Annotated in this window: 20 protein-coding genes; 16 read left to right on the forward strand and 4 right to left on the reverse strand. The window is 62.3% G+C overall.

The features are described from left to right. Window positions 1-2 precede the first annotated feature (2 nt). On the reverse strand, window positions 3-368 hold the full coding sequence (gene pilH / locus EGM97_RS03275) for a twitching motility response regulator PilH (protein ID WP_238960713.1): 366 nt from the start codon (window positions 366-368) through the stop codon (window positions 3-5). A gap of 47 nt (window positions 369-415) precedes the next feature. Further along, a complete protein-coding gene (locus tag EGM97_RS03280; protein ID WP_238960712.1) occupies window positions 416-844 on the reverse strand; it encodes a response regulator in 429 nt (142 codons plus the stop codon). Window positions 845-1,067: 223 nt separating this feature from the next. Here EGM97_RS03280 and gshB point away from each other — a divergent pair, with 223 nt between their 5' ends. The 7 genes from gshB to EGM97_RS03315 all read left to right on the forward strand — a co-directional run bounded on the left by gshB (window position 1,068) and on the right by EGM97_RS03315 (window position 7,074). Then, complete coding sequence (gshB, locus tag EGM97_RS03285; protein ID WP_232776763.1) at window positions 1,068-2,021, forward strand: glutathione synthase; 954 nt, start codon at window positions 1,068-1,070, stop codon at window positions 2,019-2,021. Between the two features lie 76 nt (window positions 2,022-2,097). Further along, complete coding sequence (locus EGM97_RS03290; RefSeq protein WP_238960711.1) at window positions 2,098-2,994, forward strand: energy transducer TonB; 897 nt, start codon at window positions 2,098-2,100, stop codon at window positions 2,992-2,994. A 187-nt stretch (window positions 2,995-3,181) separates the two neighbouring features. Then, a complete protein-coding gene (locus tag EGM97_RS03295) occupies window positions 3,182-3,751 on the forward strand; it encodes a YqgE/AlgH family protein (RefSeq protein WP_238960710.1) in 570 nt (189 codons plus the stop codon). Then, window positions 3,751-4,188, forward strand: a complete 438-nt coding sequence (gene ruvX, locus EGM97_RS03300) for a Holliday junction resolvase RuvX (protein ID WP_238960709.1) — start codon at window positions 3,751-3,753, stop codon at window positions 4,186-4,188. The genes EGM97_RS03295 and ruvX overlap by 1 nt, the downstream gene beginning before the upstream one ends. Window positions 4,189-4,270: 82 nt before the next feature. Beyond that, window positions 4,271-4,777: a bifunctional pyr operon transcriptional regulator/uracil phosphoribosyltransferase PyrR gene (gene pyrR / locus EGM97_RS03305; protein WP_238960708.1), complete on the forward strand. Its 507-nt coding sequence runs from the start codon at window positions 4,271-4,273 to the stop codon at window positions 4,775-4,777. A gap of 24 nt (window positions 4,778-4,801) precedes the next feature. Beyond that, a complete protein-coding gene (locus EGM97_RS03310; RefSeq protein ID WP_238960707.1) occupies window positions 4,802-5,806 on the forward strand; it encodes an aspartate carbamoyltransferase catalytic subunit in 1,005 nt (334 codons plus the stop codon). After that, the gene (locus tag EGM97_RS03315; RefSeq protein ID WP_238960706.1) at window positions 5,803-7,074 is read left to right on the forward strand and encodes a dihydroorotase; all 1,272 of its coding nucleotides are present in this window, start codon (window positions 5,803-5,805) and stop codon (window positions 7,072-7,074) included. Before EGM97_RS03310 ends, EGM97_RS03315 begins: the two co-directional genes overlap by 4 nt. A 133-nt stretch (window positions 7,075-7,207) precedes the next feature. Here the strand turns inward: EGM97_RS03315 and EGM97_RS03320 are convergent, their stop codons facing one another. Further along, a complete protein-coding gene (locus EGM97_RS03320) occupies window positions 7,208-7,636 on the reverse strand; it encodes an NINE protein (protein WP_053148238.1) in 429 nt (142 codons plus the stop codon). A gap of 248 nt (window positions 7,637-7,884) precedes the next feature. Here EGM97_RS03320 and EGM97_RS03325 point away from each other — a divergent pair, with 248 nt between their 5' ends. Next, window positions 7,885-8,496 carry a C40 family peptidase gene (locus EGM97_RS03325; protein WP_238960705.1) on the forward strand — a complete coding sequence of 204 codons (612 nt, stop codon included), beginning with the start codon at window positions 7,885-7,887 and terminating at the stop codon, window positions 8,494-8,496. Window positions 8,497-8,669: 173 nt separating this feature from the next. On the opposite strand, the gene EGM97_RS03330 is transcribed toward EGM97_RS03325, so the two are convergent. After that, on the reverse strand, window positions 8,670-9,704 hold the full coding sequence (locus EGM97_RS03330; RefSeq protein WP_053148242.1) for a type IV pilus twitching motility protein PilT: 1,035 nt from the start codon (window positions 9,702-9,704) through the stop codon (window positions 8,670-8,672). Window positions 9,705-9,760: 56 nt separating this feature from the next. Here EGM97_RS03330 and EGM97_RS03335 point away from each other — a divergent pair, with 56 nt between their 5' ends. From EGM97_RS03335 to hemW, 8 genes are all read left to right on the forward strand, one after another. Then, entirely contained in the window at window positions 9,761-10,447 is a 687-nt protein-coding gene (locus EGM97_RS03335) for a YggS family pyridoxal phosphate-dependent enzyme (RefSeq protein WP_238960704.1), read from the forward strand. A 36-nt stretch (window positions 10,448-10,483) separates the two neighbouring features. Then, window positions 10,484-11,302, forward strand: a complete 819-nt coding sequence (gene proC / locus EGM97_RS03340) for a pyrroline-5-carboxylate reductase (RefSeq protein WP_238960703.1) — start codon at window positions 10,484-10,486, stop codon at window positions 11,300-11,302. Window positions 11,303-11,313: 11 nt separating this feature from the next. Further along, on the forward strand, window positions 11,314-11,904 hold the full coding sequence (locus EGM97_RS03345; RefSeq protein ID WP_238960702.1) for a YggT family protein: 591 nt from the start codon (window positions 11,314-11,316) through the stop codon (window positions 11,902-11,904). Between the two features lie 261 nt (window positions 11,905-12,165). After that, window positions 12,166-13,305, forward strand: a complete 1,140-nt coding sequence (gene metX, locus EGM97_RS03350; protein WP_238960701.1) for a homoserine O-succinyltransferase MetX — start codon at window positions 12,166-12,168, stop codon at window positions 13,303-13,305. 7 nt (window positions 13,306-13,312) lie between these two features. Beyond that, complete coding sequence (gene metW, locus EGM97_RS03355) at window positions 13,313-13,933, forward strand: methionine biosynthesis protein MetW (RefSeq protein ID WP_053148252.1); 621 nt, start codon at window positions 13,313-13,315, stop codon at window positions 13,931-13,933. Window positions 13,934-13,957: 24 nt separating this feature from the next. Beyond that, the gene (locus EGM97_RS03360) at window positions 13,958-14,392 is read left to right on the forward strand and encodes a DUF4426 domain-containing protein (RefSeq protein WP_238960700.1); all 435 of its coding nucleotides are present in this window, start codon (window positions 13,958-13,960) and stop codon (window positions 14,390-14,392) included. Then, the gene (gene rdgB / locus EGM97_RS03365) at window positions 14,389-14,985 is read left to right on the forward strand and encodes an RdgB/HAM1 family non-canonical purine NTP pyrophosphatase (RefSeq protein ID WP_238960699.1); all 597 of its coding nucleotides are present in this window, start codon (window positions 14,389-14,391) and stop codon (window positions 14,983-14,985) included. Before EGM97_RS03360 ends, rdgB begins: the two co-directional genes overlap by 4 nt. Next, the gene (gene hemW, locus EGM97_RS03370) at window positions 14,982-16,181 is read left to right on the forward strand and encodes a radical SAM family heme chaperone HemW (protein WP_238960698.1); all 1,200 of its coding nucleotides are present in this window, start codon (window positions 14,982-14,984) and stop codon (window positions 16,179-16,181) included. The genes rdgB and hemW overlap by 4 nt, the downstream gene beginning before the upstream one ends. The last annotated feature ends 9 nt before the right edge of the window (window positions 16,182-16,190 follow it).

Below are 16,190 nucleotides of genomic sequence, written 5' to 3' on the forward strand. Positions count from 1 at the left end.
CGTCAACCCGCCAGTACGTTGTTGAGGGTCTTGATCAGGGTGTCTTCATCCACCGGCTTGGTCAGGTAATCCTTTGCACCCTGGCGCGTGCCCCAGACCTTGTCGGTGTCCTGGTCCTTGGTGGTGATGATGATCACCGGGATATGGCCGGTTTCCGGGTCCTTGGTGAGCTGGCGTGTCGCCTGGAAACCATTGAGGCCCGGCATGACGATGTCCATCAGCACAGCGTCGGGCTTTTCCTGGCGAGCCAGGGCCACGCCGTCGGCACCGTTCTCGGCTTTCAGGACCTGATGGCCGTGCTTTTCCAGCATGCCGGTCAGCTTGTACATTTCGGTCGGCGAATCATCGACGATCAGAATTCGTGCCATGGTGTTCCCCATTCTTGTCGACCCCAGGCCCAACGGCCGAGCGTCATTTAATGTGCCTGGTGCGACTGGGCGGCGGCAAAGCCCGGGACATGGGCCTGTATCGCGCCCAGCAGTTCTTCCCTGCTGAAAGGCTTGGTCAAAAACTGATCGGAACCGACGATGCGTCCCTTGGCCTTGTCGAACAGGCCATCGCGGGACGACAGCATGATCACCGGCGTGGCCTTGAACGCACTGTTGTTCTTGATCAGGGCGCAGGTCTGATAACCGTCCAGACGCGGCATCATGATGTCGACAAAGATGATGCCCGGATGATGGTCGGTAATCTTGGCCAGGGCATCGAAGCCGTCGACAGCCGTGATCACTTCGCAACCCACGTTGCGCAGTAAAGTTTCGGCGGTGCGGCGGATGGTCTTCGAGTCGTCGATGACCATGACCTTCAAGGCGCTGGGTTGCTGTTGCGTAAGATGCTCTGCCATTGCCACTGCGAACCGGTTTTTAACGCGTAAATGCGACCGACGGCGCAAGCCCTTGATGTTCAAGGCCCGCGCGCCACATGGCAGCCTTTTTAGCACAGTCTCCAGCGCCGGGCTATCGGCCGCTCGGTGCGATGGTTTTTCCTTGACCGCCAATTCGCCGGGCGCCACTCTGACGCCACTTTTTTACATCATTCGTGTCCATCAGATTTCGAGGAACCAAGCCATGAGCGTACGCGTCGGCATTGTCATGGACCCTATCGCCAGCATTTCCTACAAAAAGGATAGCTCGCTGGCCATGCTCCTGGCCGCTCAAAAGCGCGGCTGGGAGCTGTTCTATATGGAGCAGCGCGATCTCTACCAGGCCGAAGGCCAGGCGCGGGCGCGGATGAAGCCGCTGAAAGTCTTCGCCAACCCGGAGAAATGGTTCGAACTGGGCGCCGAAAGCGATGCTTTGCTGAGCGATCTGGACGTGATCCTGATGCGCAAGGATCCGCCGTTCGACATGGAGTTCGTGTACTCCACCTACCTGCTGGAACAAGCCGAAAGCGCCGGCGTGCTGGTGGTCAACAAGCCCCAGAGCCTGCGCGATTGCAACGAAAAGCTGTTCGCCACGCTGTTCCCGCACTGCACGCCACCCACCATCGTCAGCCGGCGCCCGGATGTACTGCGAGAATTCGCCGATCATCACGGCGACGTGATCCTCAAGCCGCTGGATGGCATGGGTGGGTCTTCAATCTTCCGCCACACCGCCGGCCATCCGAACCTGTCGGTGATCCTGGAAACCCTGACCCTGCACGGCCAGCAGCAGATCATGATCCAGGCGTACCTGCCGGCCATCGTCGATGGCGACAAGCGCATCCTGATGATCGATGGCGAGCCGGTGGACTATTGCCTGGCACGCATCCCGGCGGCGGGCGAAACCCGTGGCAACCTGGCGGCCGGTGGTCGGGGCGAAGCGCGCCCGCTGACCGAGAAAGACCGCTGGATCGCTGCCCAGGTCGGCCCGACTCTGCGGGAAAAAGGCCTGCTGTTCGTCGGCCTGGACGTGATCGGCGAACACCTGACGGAAATCAACGTCACCAGCCCGACCTGCATCCGCGAGATCGACAACGCCTTCGGCACCGACATCGGCGGCCTGCTGATGGATGCCATCGATCAGAAGCTCAAGGCTCGTTGATCCGGATCTGATGAAGGAAACCGACATTGCGTTATCATGCCCGGCCTGAAAAAAACGCGATGCTGGTTTCCTTGTCATGACCCTCCCATCCGATCTGCCCCAAGAACTCGCCCATCGTGGCGTGCGCCCGGCCGATCGCCTCGGTTTTACTTTATTCCTGGCAGCGCTGATCCACCTGGCCCTGCTGCTGGGCGTCGGGTTTGCCACGGTCGAGCCCAAGCAGATCAGCCAGACCCTGGAAATCACCCTGGCCACCTTCAAGAGCGAAACCAAGCCCAAGCAGGCGGACTTCCTGGCCCAGGATAACCAGCAGGGCAGCGGTACCCTGGAAAAGAAGGCGACCCCCAAGACCACCGAGATCGCGCCCTTCCAGGACAATCAGGTGCAAAAGGCCACCCCTCCCCCGGCAGCCAAGCCGGAAGTGCAGGAAGCCGCGCCGAAGGCGGCCGTGACCACTGTAGCGCCGAAACCGAAAAAAGCCCCGGTCAAGGAAGAGGTCAAGCCCGATCCCAAGCCCCAGGCACCGGCACCGACCTTCGACAGCGCCCAATTGTCCAGCGACATCGCCAGCCTGGAGGCCGAACTGGCCCAGGAGCAGCAACTCTATGCCAAGCGCCCGCGCATCCACCGCCTGAGCGCCGCCTCGACCATGCGCGACAAGGGCGCCTGGTACAAGGATGAGTGGCGCAAGAAAGTCGAGCGCATCGGCAACCTCAATTACCCCGACGAAGCCCGACGCAAGCAGATCTACGGCAACCTGCGGCTAATGGTTTCGATCAACCGCGACGGGTCCTTGTATGAAGTGCTGGTGCTGGAGTCTTCCGGCCAGCCGTTGCTGGACCAGGCGGCCCAGCGCATCGTGCGCCTGGCCGCGCCGTTCGCGCCGTTCACCGGGGACCTGTCGGACATCGACCGCCTGGAAATCATTCGCACCTGGAAATTTGCCCGGGGTGACCGGCTTTCGAGCAACTGACCCACCGCAAAACCTTTGTGGGAGCGGGCTTGCCCGCGAAGACGGTGGCCCAGTCACAAGATAGCCATCGACTGTACTGACCCCTTCGCGAGCAAGCCCGCTCCCACAGCGGGATGAGGACCCACTGCTGCATTTCCTGCACATCCCCAGCTTGTCAGTTCCGCCCTGCACCGCCACACTAGCGCCTATGAAAAATGTCAGCCCCACCTACCTCAAGCATCATTTCCTGATTGCCATGCCGCACATGGCCGATCCGAACTTTGCCCACACCTTGACCTATATCGTCGAGCACACGGCCAATGGCGCCATGGGGCTGGTGGTCAATAGGCCGCAGGAGCTCAACCTGGCGGACATTCTCGAGCAGTTGCGCCCCGATGTAGAGCCGCCATTATTGTGCCAGCACGTCCCGATTTTCATCGGTGGCCCGGTACAGACTGACCGCGGCTTCGTGCTCCATCCGTCGGGGCAGAGTTATCAGGCCACCGTGGAGCTTGATGGCATATCGCTTTCCACCTCCCAGGACGTACTGTTTGCCATCGCCGATGGTGTCGGCCCGGAAAAGAGCCTGATCGCCCTTGGTTATGCCGGTTGGGAAGCCGGGCAACTGGAAGCCGAACTGGCCGACAACGCTTGGCTGACCTGCCCGTTCGACGCCGACATCCTGTTCAATACCAGCAGCGAACTGCGCCTGGAAGCGGCGGCGAGCCGGCTGGGTATCAACCTCAGCCTGCTGACCAGCCAGGCAGGCCACGCCTGATGGCCCTGCGTTTGCTGCTGGGCTTCGATTACGGCACCAAACAGATCGGCGTCGCGGTCGGCCAGGTCGTTACCGGTCAGGCCCGCGAACTGTGCACGCTGAAGGCGCAGAACGGAGTGCCGGACTGGAATCAGGTCGAAGCGCTGATCAAGGAGTGGAAGCCCGATGCCGTGGTGGTCGGCCTGCCGCTGAACATGGACGGCACGCCCAGCGACATGTGCGTACGCGCCGAAAAGTTCGCCCGCCGGCTCAACGGCCGTTTCAACCTGCCTTTCTATACCCACGACGAGCGTCTCACCACGTTCGAAGCCAAGGGCGAGCGCCAAGAGCGCGGAGGGCAGAAAGGCAGTTACCGCGACAACCCGGTGGACGCCATCGCCGCCGCTCTGCTGTTGCAGGGCTGGCTCGACGCCAATACCGCCCTGTTCGACACCTGATTTTTGAAAGCGCCGCCAAGGCGCTTTCTTTTAGCGATGAACCGCGCCACTCACACCGGCCCGGAAACCTGAAGGAGCCAGCATGAGCCTGCCCAATCCTGCCGAACTGATCAGTCAGATGGCGATCCGTCTCAAGGCACACCTGGAACAACGCGGCATCAACGAGCCGCGCTATATCGGCATCCGCACCGGTGGCGTTTGGGTCGCCCAGGCCTTGCTCGAAGAATTGGGCAGCCAGTCGCCCCTGGGCACCCTGGACGTATCCTTCTACCGCGACGACTTCAGTCAGAACGGCCTGCATCCGCAAGTGCGTCCTTCGGCGCTACCCTTCGAGATCGAGGGCCAGCACCTGGTGCTGATCGACGACGTGCTGATGAGCGGCCGAACCATCCGCGCCGCCATGAACGAATTGTTCGACTATGGCCGCCCGGCCAGCGTGACTCTGGTCTGCCTGCTGGACCTGGACGCCGCCGAACTGCCGATTCGCCCGAACGTGGTCGGCGCGACGCTGACGTTGGCCGCCCACGAGCGGGTCAAGCTCTTGGGCCCGGCGCCGCTGCAACTCGAACTGCAAGACCTCGCCCTTTAACTGCCCTTGTAAGAGTCCATCGCGATGACGCCTCTCGAAACCAAGCGCCCGCTGCAGCTCAACGATCAGGGCCAGCTGCGGCACTTCCTGTCCCTCGACGGCCTGCGCCGCGAGCTGCTGACGGAAATCCTCGACACTGCCGACTCGTTCCTTGAGGTCGGCGCCAGGGCGGTGAAGAAAGTCCCGTTGCTGCGCGGCAAGACCGTGTGCAACGTGTTCTTCGAAAACTCCACCCGCACCCGCACCACCTTCGAGCTGGCCGCCCAGCGGCTGTCGGCGGACGTGATCACCCTCAACGTGTCCACGTCTTCGGCGAGCAAGGGTGAAACCCTGCTCGACACCCTGCGCAACCTCGAAGCCATGGCTGCGGACATGTTCGTCGTGCGTCACGGTGATTCCGGGGCGGCGCACTTCATTGCCGAACATGTCTGCCCGCAGGTGGCGATCATCAACGGCGGCGACGGCCGTCACGCCCACCCGACCCAGGGCATGCTGGACATGCTGACCATCCGCCGCCACAAGGGCGGCTTCGAGAATCTCTCGGTGGCCATCGTCGGCGACATCCTGCACTCCAGGGTGGCCCGCTCCAACATGCTGGCCCTCAAGACCCTCGGCTGCCCGGACATCCGGGTGATTGCGCCCAAGACCCTGCTGCCCATCGGCGTCGAGCAATACGGCGTGAAGGTCTACACCGACATGACCGAAGGCCTCAAGGACGTGGACGTGGTCATCATGCTGCGCCTGCAACGTGAGCGCATGACCGGCGGCCTGTTGCCCAGCGAAGGCGAGTTCTACCGCCTGTTCGGCCTGACCACCGCCCGACTGGCCGGGGCCAAGCCCGATGCCATCGTCATGCACCCGGGACCGATCAACCGCGGCGTGGAGATCGAGTCTGCGGTGGCCGACGGCCCGCATTCGGTGATCCTCAACCAGGTGACCTACGGCATCGCCATTCGCATGGCCGTGCTCTCCATGGCCATGAGCGGACAAACGGCCCAGCGCCAATTCGACCAGGAGAACGCCCAGTGAAACTCAGCATTCTCGGCGCACGCGTGATCGATCCGGCCAGCGGCCTGGATCAAGTGACCGACATTCATATCGATGCCTGCAAGATCGCCGCCCTTGGCGCCGCACCGGCAGGCTTCACTGCCGCCCAGACCCTCGATGCCAGGGGCCTGGTGGCCGCGCCCGGCCTGGTGGACCTGAACGTCGCCCTGCGCGAGCCCGGCTACAGTCGCAAAGGCACCATCGTCAGCGAGACACACGCTGCCGCCGTCGGTGGCGTGACCAGCCTCTGCTGCCCGCCACGGACCAAACCAGTCCTGGACACGTCGGCCGTGGCCGAACTGATCCTCGACCGCGCCCGCGAAGCCGGCAACACCAAGGTGTTCCCCATTGGCGCCTTGAGCAAGGGCCTGGAAGGCGAGCAACTGGCCGAACTCATCGCCCTGCGTGACGCCGGTTGCGTGGCCTTCGGCAACGGCTTGAACAACTTCCGCAACACCCGCACGCTGTGTCGCGCCCTGGAATACGCGGCGACCTTCGGCCTGACGGTGATCTTCAACTCGCAGGATAATGACCTGGCCGACGGTGGGCTGGCCCATGAAGGCCCGACCGCCAGTTTCCTCGGCCTGCCCGGCATTCCGGAAACCGCCGAAACCGTGGCCCTGGCCCGGGACCTGCTGCTGGTGGAACAAAGCGGCGTACGCGCCCACTTCAGCCAGCTCACCAGCGCTCGTGGCGCGGCGCTGATCGCCCAGGCCCAGGCCCGTGGCCTGTCGGTCACCGCTGATGTGGCGCTGTACCAGTTGATCCTGACCGACGAAGCGCTGATCGACTTCAACAGTGTCTATCACGTCCAACCGCCCCTGCGCACGCGCGCCGACCGGGATGGCCTGCGTGAAGCCGTGAAGTCCGGCGTGATCTCGGCCATCGCCAGCCATCACCAGCCCCACGAGCGCGATGCCAAGCTGGCGCCGTTCGGTGCCACTGAGCCTGGCATCAGCAGCGTCGAACTGTTGCTACCGCTGGCCCTGACATTGGTGGAAGACGGTTTGCTGGACCTGCCGACCCTGCTGGCTCGCCTGAGCACCGGCCCGGCCCAGGCGCTGCAGCTGCCGGCTGGCAAACTGGCCGTCGGCGCGGCGGCGGACCTGGTGCTGTTCGACCCGTCCGCATCGACCGTGGCCGGCGAAGCCTGGCGCTCCAAGGGTGACAACTGCCCGTTCCTGGGCCATAGCCTGCCGGGTGTGGTGCGCTATACCTTGATGGATGGACGCATTACCCACCAGGCCTGATACCGCGTCGCCTGCTTCGCGAGCAAGCCCGCTCCCACATTTGATCATAGGGTGCTCACAAGATATGTGATCACTGAAGATCCAGTGTGGGAGCGGGCTTGCTCGCGAATAAAGGCGACTCGGTCTTCCCGCCTTACTGAAAAGCCCCTCGCTTCTGCGCATTACGAATCGACACCTGATCGTTCAGCGTCCAGAAGTCATACAACACCCCCAGGAAGAACACCCCGCCGGTCAGCAGGTAGACGATACCGCTGAGCCACTTGCCCTGATACATGCGGTGCACACCAAAAACACCGAGAAACGTCAGCAGGATCCACGCCACGCTGTATTCGATCGGCCCCGGAGTGAAGCGCAGGTCCGCTTCGCGGTCCATGGACGGTATCAGGAACAAGTCGATCAGCCAGCCAATGCCCAGCAAGCCCAGCGTGAAGAACCAGATCGTGCCAGTCACCGGCTTGCCATAGTAGAAGCGGTGGGCACCGGTGAAACCGAAAATCCAGAGCAGATACCCGATGACTTTGCTGTGGGTATCGTGCGCTGTGCCCTGCTGATAGCTGTTCATGAATGGCCTCTTTTGCCTCGATAGATAAATTTGTTGGGACTTTTTGTGACTTTTTCGTGTCGAGCCGACAAGCGGTGCCTGATGATGCGCGTCGGCGAAAGCCCCGGAATACGGGGGTTCTGTCGGACAATCCGTACAAAGTGCCGCAATTACCCGCTTTTTAGCGTCCTTTTGAATCGACAAACGGCCTCGGAATCGCAAAAAAAGCTGTTATAAAGTTGCGCGCTAACCTTTATGAGCCCTGCCTAATGCGTCCATTTTTCAAGACATGGCTGACCCTTTGCCTATTATTGCCCCTGGCCGCCCACGCCACCAACCGTGAGCAACGTCTTCCCAACATCAATGGCTTCACACCCAAATCCCATGTTTCTGCTCCGTCGAGCAAGAACCGGCAGAACACCCAGCGTGTGAGCACCGCCAACAGCAAGCTGGTGCCGCCCATGGCCGCCAAGACAAGCAGCAATGTCCTGAGCCGCGCCGTGAACGTGCTTGGCACCCCTTATCGCTGGGGCGGCAGCAGTCCGAGCAAGGGTTTCGATTGCAGTGGATTGGTGAAATACGCCTTCAACGATGCCACCTTCGACCTGCCACGCACTTCCAATGCAATGGCCAGCGGGCATGGGGAGAAAGTCGATCGCAAGGACCTCAAGCCCGGCGACCTGATTTTCTTCAAGCTCAAAAGCCGCCGGGTCAATCACGTAGCGATCTACCTGGGCAACGACCGCTTTATCCATGCGCCGCGTCGTGGCAAGTCGGTGACCATCGATACCTTGAACAAGCCGTACTGGGACACCCATTACGTGGTGGCCAAGCGGGTCTTGCCGAAAGAGCCGGCGGGAATGCGGGTGGTCCAGCGCTGATTCCCCCCTTTGTGGCGAGGGGATTTATTGTGGCGAGGGGATTTATCCCCGCTGGGCTGCGAAGCAGCCCCCAAATGGCGAGCTGGAAAAAGGTGTAAGCCTTTGCATTGTTGGGGGCGCTTCGCGCCCCAGCGGGGATAAATCCCCTCGGCACAGCAAGCGCGCCAGCCCCCTTAGAAATTATCCGGCGTGCGCGCCCTCTCCCGCGCATGCTCCCGGCTGATCAGCCCCTTGCTCACCAGATCCTTCAAGCACATGTCCAGGGTCTGCATGCCCAGCGAGCCGCCGGTCTGGATGGCCGAGTACATCTGCGCCACTTTGTCTTCACGGATCAGGTTACGGATCGCCGCCGTGCCCAGCATGATTTCATGGGCCGCGACGCGGCCGCCGCCGATCTTCTTGATCAGCGTCTGGGAGATCACCGCTTGCAGCGACTCCGACAGCATCGAGCGAACCATGGATTTTTCATCACCCGGAAACACGTCCACCACCCGGTCGATGGTCTTGGCCGCCGAAGTGGTGTGCAGGGTGCCGAACACCAGGTGCCCGGTTTCAGCAGCGGTCAGCGCCAGGCGGATGGTTTCCAGGTCGCGCATTTCCCCCACCAGGATCACGTCCGGATCTTCCCGCAGGGCCGAGCGCAGAGCCGTGGAAAAACCCTGGGTATCGCGGTGCACTTCCCGCTGGTTGATCAGGCATTTGCGCGGTTCGTGGACAAATTCGATGGGGTCTTCGATGGTGAGGATGTGATGGTGCTTATGGGTGTTGAGGTAATCGATCATCGCCGCCAGCGTGGTGGACTTGCCCGAACCGGTTGGCCCGGTCACCAGAACCAGTCCCCGGGGCGCTTCGGTCACCTTGCGAAACACATCGCCCATCCCCAGGTCTTCCATGGTCAGGACTTTCGACGGAATGGTCCGGAACACCGCTCCCGCCCCACGATTCTGATTGAAGGCATTGACCCGAAACCGTGCCACACCTGGTACTTCGAAGGAAAAATCGGTTTCCAGAAGCTTTTCGTAATCGACTCGCTGCCGGTCGTTCATGATGTCGTAGATCAGCTCGTGGACCTGTTTGTGGTCCAGCGCCGGTAGGTTGATCCTGCGCACATCGCCGTCGACGCGGATCATTGGCGGCAGCCCGGCAGACAGATGCAGGTCCGACGCCCCCTGTTTGGCGCTGAACGCCAGCAGTTCGGTGATATCCATAGCGCTCCTCAATTCCAGTAGAATGCCGCGAACCTCAGACCCGCTGGCGCTTCTTTATGTCCACCATAGCAGACAACATCGCCCAGGTAGTTTCACGGATCCGCGCCGCGGAACAAGCCGCTCAACGTGCCGAACACAGCGTTCAGCTGCTGGCGGTAAGCAAGACAAAACCCGCCCAGGCCCTGCGGGAAGCCTATGCCGCCGGCTTACGGGACTTCGGCGAGAATTACCTGCAAGAGGCACTGGGCAAGCAGGCCGAACTGACCGACCTGCCCTTGATCTGGCACTTCATCGGCCCCATTCAGTCGAACAAGACGCGCGCTATTGCTGAACATTTCGCCTGGGTGCACTCCGTGGATCGCCTGAAAATTGCCCAACGCCTGTCCGAACAGCGCCCGGCCGAGTTGCCGCCGCTGAACATCTGCATCCAGGTCAACGTCAGCGGCGAAGCCAGTAAATCCGGCTGCACCCCAACGGACCTGCCAGCCCTCGCCGACGCCATCAGCGCGTTGCCGCGCCTGAGACTGCGCGGACTGATGGCCATTCCTGAACCCACCGAAGATCGCACGGCCCAGGACGCTGCCTTTGCCGCCGTCCAACGCCTGCAAGCCAGCCTCGACCTGCCACTGGACACCCTGTCCATGGGCATGAGCCACGACCTCGAATCCGCCATCGCCCAGGGCGCTACCTGGGTCCGTATCGGCACGGCCCTGTTCGGCGCCCGCGATTACGGCACCCGCTAACCCATGCCGACTCAACTCTTCAATCAAGGACCTGTCATGAGCAACACGCGTATTGCCTTCATCGGCGCCGGCAACATGGCCGCCAGCCTGATCGGCGGCCTGCGGGCCAAGGGTCTGGATGCCTCGCAGATCCGCGCCAGCGATCCCGGTGACGAGACCCGCGCCCGAGTGAGCGCCGAGCACGGCATCGAAACCTTCGCCGACAACGCCCAGGCCATCGACGGCGTCGACGTCGTCGTGCTGGCGGTCAAGCCACAGGCGATGAAAACCGTGTGCGAAGCCCTTCGCCCGAGTCTCAAGCCTCATCAATTGGTGGTATCGATTGCCGCCGGCATCACCTGCGCCAGCATGAACAATTGGCTCGGCGCCCAGCCGATCGTACGTTGCATGCCGAACACCCCGGCGTTACTGCGCCAGGGCGTCAGCGGCCTGTTCGCGACCCCGCAGGTCTCTGCCGGACAACGCCAGCAGGCGGAAGAACTGTTGTCGGCTGTGGGCCTGGCGCTGTGGCTGGAGACAGAACAGCAACTGGACGCGGTCACCGCCGTATCCGGCTCGGGCCCGGCGTATTTCTTCCTGCTGATCGAAGCCATGACCGCCGCCGGCGAGAAGCTTGGCCTGCCTCGGGAAACCGCCGCCCGGCTGACCCTGCAGACCGCCCTTGGCGCCGCGCATATGGCCGTGTCCAGTGATGTGGACGCCGCCGAGCTGCGCCGTCGCGTGACTTCGCCCGCCGGCACCACCGAAGCGGCGATCAAATCGTTCCAGGCCGGGGGCTTTGAGGCCCTGGTGGAAAAAGCACTCGGCGCCGCCGCGCATCGCTCGGCCGAGATGGCCGAACAACTGGGCCAATAAAGGAGCCATTCATGATCGGATTGAACACCGCAGCGGTCTATGTGCTGCAAACCCTTGGCAGCCTGTACTTGTTGATCGTGCTGCTGCGCTTCGTGCTGCAGCTGGTGCGCGCCAACTTCTACAACCCGCTGTGCCAGTTCGTCGTCAAGGCTACCCAGCCGCTGCTCAAGCCGCTGCGTCGGATCATTCCGAGCCTGTTCGGCCTGGACATGTCGTCGTTGCTGCTGGCGATCCTGGTGCAAATGGCGCTGATGGCCCTGACCCTGCTGTTGACCTACGGCACCACTGGCAACCCCCTGCAGCTGCTGATCTGGTCGATCATTGGCGTGACCGCATTGTTTCTGAAGATCTTCTTCTTCGCCCTGATCATCAGCGTGATCCTGTCGTGGGTCGCGCCGGGCAGCCACAACCCGGGCGCCGAGCTGGTGAACCAGATCTGCGAGCCGGCCCTGGCACCGTTCCGTCGCATCGTGCCAAACCTCGGCGGCCTGGACATCTCGCCGATCCTGGCGTTCATGGTGCTCAAGCTGATCGACATGCTGGTGATCAACAACCTGGCGGCGATCACCATGATGCCGGAGATCCTGCGCGTCCTGATCTGATGGGGCGCACCTCCTCTGTGGCGATGGGATTCATTTGTGGCGAGGGGATTCATCCCCGTTGGGCTGCGTAGCAGCCCTGAAACCTGTGGTCTCGGTGTGTCAGGCTGACTGCGTTCTTCTAAGGGCCGCTTCGCGGCACAGCGGGGATGAATCCCCTCGCCACAGATTAATACCCGTGCAAGAAGACACACCCCCGCCTTTGCTTGCCGCTAACCCCAGCGGTCTTTAGACTTACGCCTCATTTCAACGAGAGCAGGGTCGATGCCAGCTGTCTTTCCCCCCGATTCCGTTGGTCTGGTGACGCCGCAAATGGCGCATTTCAGCGAGCCCCTGGCCCTGGCCTGCGGCCGTTCGTTGCCAGCCTATGACCTGATCTACGAAACCTACGGCAGCCTCAACGCCACGGCCAGCAATGCCGTGCTGATCTGCCATGCCTTGTCGGGTCATCACCACGCCGCCGGCTACCACAGCGTCGACGACCGCAAGCCTGGTTGGTGGGACAGTTGCATCGGCCCCGGCAAGCCCATCGACACCAATCGATTCTTCGTGGTGAGCCTGAACAACCTCGGCGGCTGCAACGGCTCCACCGGTCCCAGCAGTATCAATCCGGACACCGGCAAGCCCTTCGGGGCCGAATTCCCGGTATTGACGGTGGAAGACTGGGTGCATAGCCAGGCCCGTCTGGCCGATCGGCTCGGCATCGCCCAGTGGGCCGCCGTCATCGGCGGCAGCCTGGGTGGCATGCAGGCCCTGCAATGGACCATCACTTACCCGGACCGCGTGCGCCATTGCCTGGCAATCGCCTCGGCCCCCAAGCTGTCGGCGCAGAACATTGCCTTCAACGAAGTGGCGCGCCAGGCGATCCTCACCGACCCGGAATTCCACGGCGGCTCCTTCCAGGAACATGGTGTGATTCCCAAGCGCGGGCTGATGCTTGCACGGATGGTCGGGCACATCACCTACCTGTCCGATGACTCCATGGGCGAGAAATTCGGCCGGGGCCTCAAGAGCGAGAAGCTCAACTACGACTTCCACAGCGTCGAGTTCCAGGTCGAAAGCTACCTGCGCTATCAGGGCGAAGAGTTCTCCGGGCGTTTCGATGCCAACACCTACCTGTTGATGACCAAGGCCCTGGACTACTTCGACCCGGCGGCAAACTTCAACGACGATCTGGCGAAAACCTTCGCGGGCGCCACCGCCAAGTTCTGCGTGATGTCATTCACCACCGACTGGCGCTTCTCCCCCGCCCGCTCCCGGGAACTGGTGGACGCGTTGATGGCTGCGCGCAAGGACGTCTGCTACCTGGAAATCGACGCTCCCCAGGGCCACGACGCCTTCTTGATCCCGATCCCGCGCTATCTGCAGGCGTTCGGCAACTACATGAACCGTATTACGCTGTGAGGACGCCATGAGAGCCGATCTGGAAATCATCCAGGAATGGATCCCCGCCGGCAGCCGTGTGCTCGACCTGGGTTGCGGCAACGGCGAACTGCTGACCTGGCTGCGGGACAATAAGCAAGTCACCGGCTATGGCCTGGAAAACGACCCGGACAACATCGCCGAATGCGTGGCCAAGGGGATCAATGTCATCGAGCAGGACCTGGACAAGGGCCTGGGCAACTTCGCGAGCAACAGCTTCGACATCGTGGTCATGACCCAGGCGCTGCAAGCGGTGCACTACCCGGACAGGATCCTCGACGAAATGCTGCGGGTCGGACGCCAGTGCATCATCACCTTCCCCAACTTCGGGCACTGGCGCTGCCGTTGGTACCTGGCGAGCAAGGGCCGCATGCCGGTGTCGGAGTTCCTGCCCTACACCTGGTACAACACACCGAATATCCATTTCTGTACCTTCGAGGATTTCGAGGAGCTGTGCCGCGAGCGCCAGGCCAAGGTCATCGACCGCCTGGCGGTGGACCAGCAACACCGCCATGGGTGGGCCAGTAAGCTATGGCCTAATCTATTAGGTGAAATAGGCATTTATCGGGTCAGCAGCCCAGGCCTCACCGACCACCAGGTCGCGGTGTAACCCCCGTCTGATCAGGAGCACGACATGAAACGTCTAGCGTTGTTTCTCATTACCGCCTGTCTGAGCATTGGCGTCATGGCGGCGGATATCATCAAGCCCGACCGCAAGGAAGTGTTCGGTGACATCACCGTGCACTACAACACGTTTAACTCGACTTTCCTGACGCCGGACATCGCCAAGGCCGCCGAGCTGATCCGCAGCAAGAATCAGGGCGTCATCAACGTCTCGGTACTCAAGGGCGGCAAACCTCTGTTGGCACAGGTCAGCGGCTCAGTCAAAGACCTCACCAGCAGCAGTGTCCCGCTGAAATTCAAGCAGGTGACCGAGCAAGGTGCGATCTACTACATCGCCCAATATCCGGTGAACCTGCAGGAAGTCCGCACCTTTGAAATCAAGGTGCAGACCGGCGACAAGATCAACACCCTCAACTTCAACCAGGAACTGTTCCCCGGCCAATGATGAACCTCAGCCAACTCGTACTGGCCAGCCATAACGCCGGCAAACTCAAGGAACTCCAGGCCATGCTCGGCGGGTCGGTGCAGTTGCGCTCGATCGGCGAATTCAGCCAGGTGGAGCCTGAAGAAACCGGTTTGTCGTTCGTCGAGAACGCCATCCTCAAGGCCCGCAACGCGGCGCGTATTTCCGGCCTGCCGGCACTCGCCGACGACTCCGGGCTGGCGGTGGATTTTCTCGGCGGAGCGCCGGGCATCTATTCGGCGCGCTATGCCGATGGCAAGGGCGATGCGGCAAACAACGCCAAACTGCTCGAAGCCCTCAGGGACGTGCCTGAGGCCGAACGCGGCGCGCAGTTCGTTTGCGTGCTGGCCCTGGTACGCCATGCCGAGGACCCACTGCCAATCCTCTGCGAAGGCTTGTGGCACGGGCGCATCCTCACCGAGGCCAGCGGCGAACACGGATTTGGCTATGACCCGCTGTTCTGGGTGCCGGAGCGCAACTGTTCCAGCGCCGAGCTGGGTCCGGTTGAAAAAAACCAGCTTAGCCACCGCGCCCGCGCCATGGCCCTGCTGCGTCAACGCCTGGGTCTGCAATGACCAACGACTCCCCCGCACCGCTGATACACGGCGGTGCACAAGCGCCCAGGGCGCCGCTACCGGTGCTGCCACCCTTGGCGCTGTACGTTCACATCCCGTGGTGCGTGCGTAAATGCCCGTATTGCGATTTCAACTCCCACGCCGCCAGCGCACAGCTGCCGGAAGAGGAGTACATCGACGCCCTGCTGGCCGACCTCGATCAGGACCTGTACGCAGTACACGGCCGACAACTGAGCTCGATCTTCTTTGGCGGCGGCACTCCAAGCCTCTTCAGCGCCCAGGCCCTGGGGCGGCTGCTCGAAGGCGTGGCAGCGCGGATACCCTTCGCCCCGGACATCGAGATTACCCTGGAAGCCAACCCCGGCACCTTCGAGCAGGAGAAGTTCGTCGCGTACCGGGCCTTGGGCATCAATCGCCTGTCCATTGGCATCCAGAGTTTCCAGCAGGCCAAGCTCGAAGCCCTGGGCCGGATCCACAACGGTGACGAAGCCGTGCGGGCCGCCGGCATGGCCCGCCAGGCCGGGTTCGATAACTTCAACCTGGACCTGATGCACGGCCTGCCCGACCAATCCCTCGACGACGCCCTGAGCGACCTGCGCCAGGCCATCGCCTTGAAGCCGACGCACCTGTCCTGGTACCAGCTGACGCTGGAGCCGAACACGGTGTTCTGGAACCAGCCGCCAACGCTGCCGGAAGACGACACCCTGTGGGACATCCAGGAGGCGGGGCAAGCACTGCTGGCCGAACAGGGTTACGCACAGTACGAAGTCTCCGCCTATGCCCAGCCCGGCCGGGCGGCACGGCACAACCTCAATTACTGGAGCTTTGGTGACTTCATCGGCATCGGTGCCGGCGCCCATGGCAAGCTCAGCCATCCGGACGGGCGCATCGTGCGCACCTGGAAGACCCGCTTGCCTAAAGACTACCTCAACCCGGCCAAGCGCTTTCTGGCTGGCGAAAAAGTCCTGAGCAACGAAGAGCTGCCCTTCGAGTTCCTGATGAATGCCCTGCGGCTGACCGAAGGCGTAGAGGCACGGCTGTATCCGCAGCGTACCGGGTTACCCTTGGAAAGCCTGGCCGAAGGCCGGCGCGAGGCCGAACAAAGCGGGTTGTTGCAGGTCGAACCGTCACGTCTGGCGGCGACCGAGCGCGGACAGCTGTTTCTCAACGACTTGCTGCAGAAATTTCTGAGCTGATCAACACAA

This window comes from Pseudomonas sp. AF32 (assembly GCF_022342325.2).
GTDB lineage: Bacteria > Pseudomonadota > Gammaproteobacteria > Pseudomonadales > Pseudomonadaceae > Aquipseudomonas > Aquipseudomonas uvaldensis.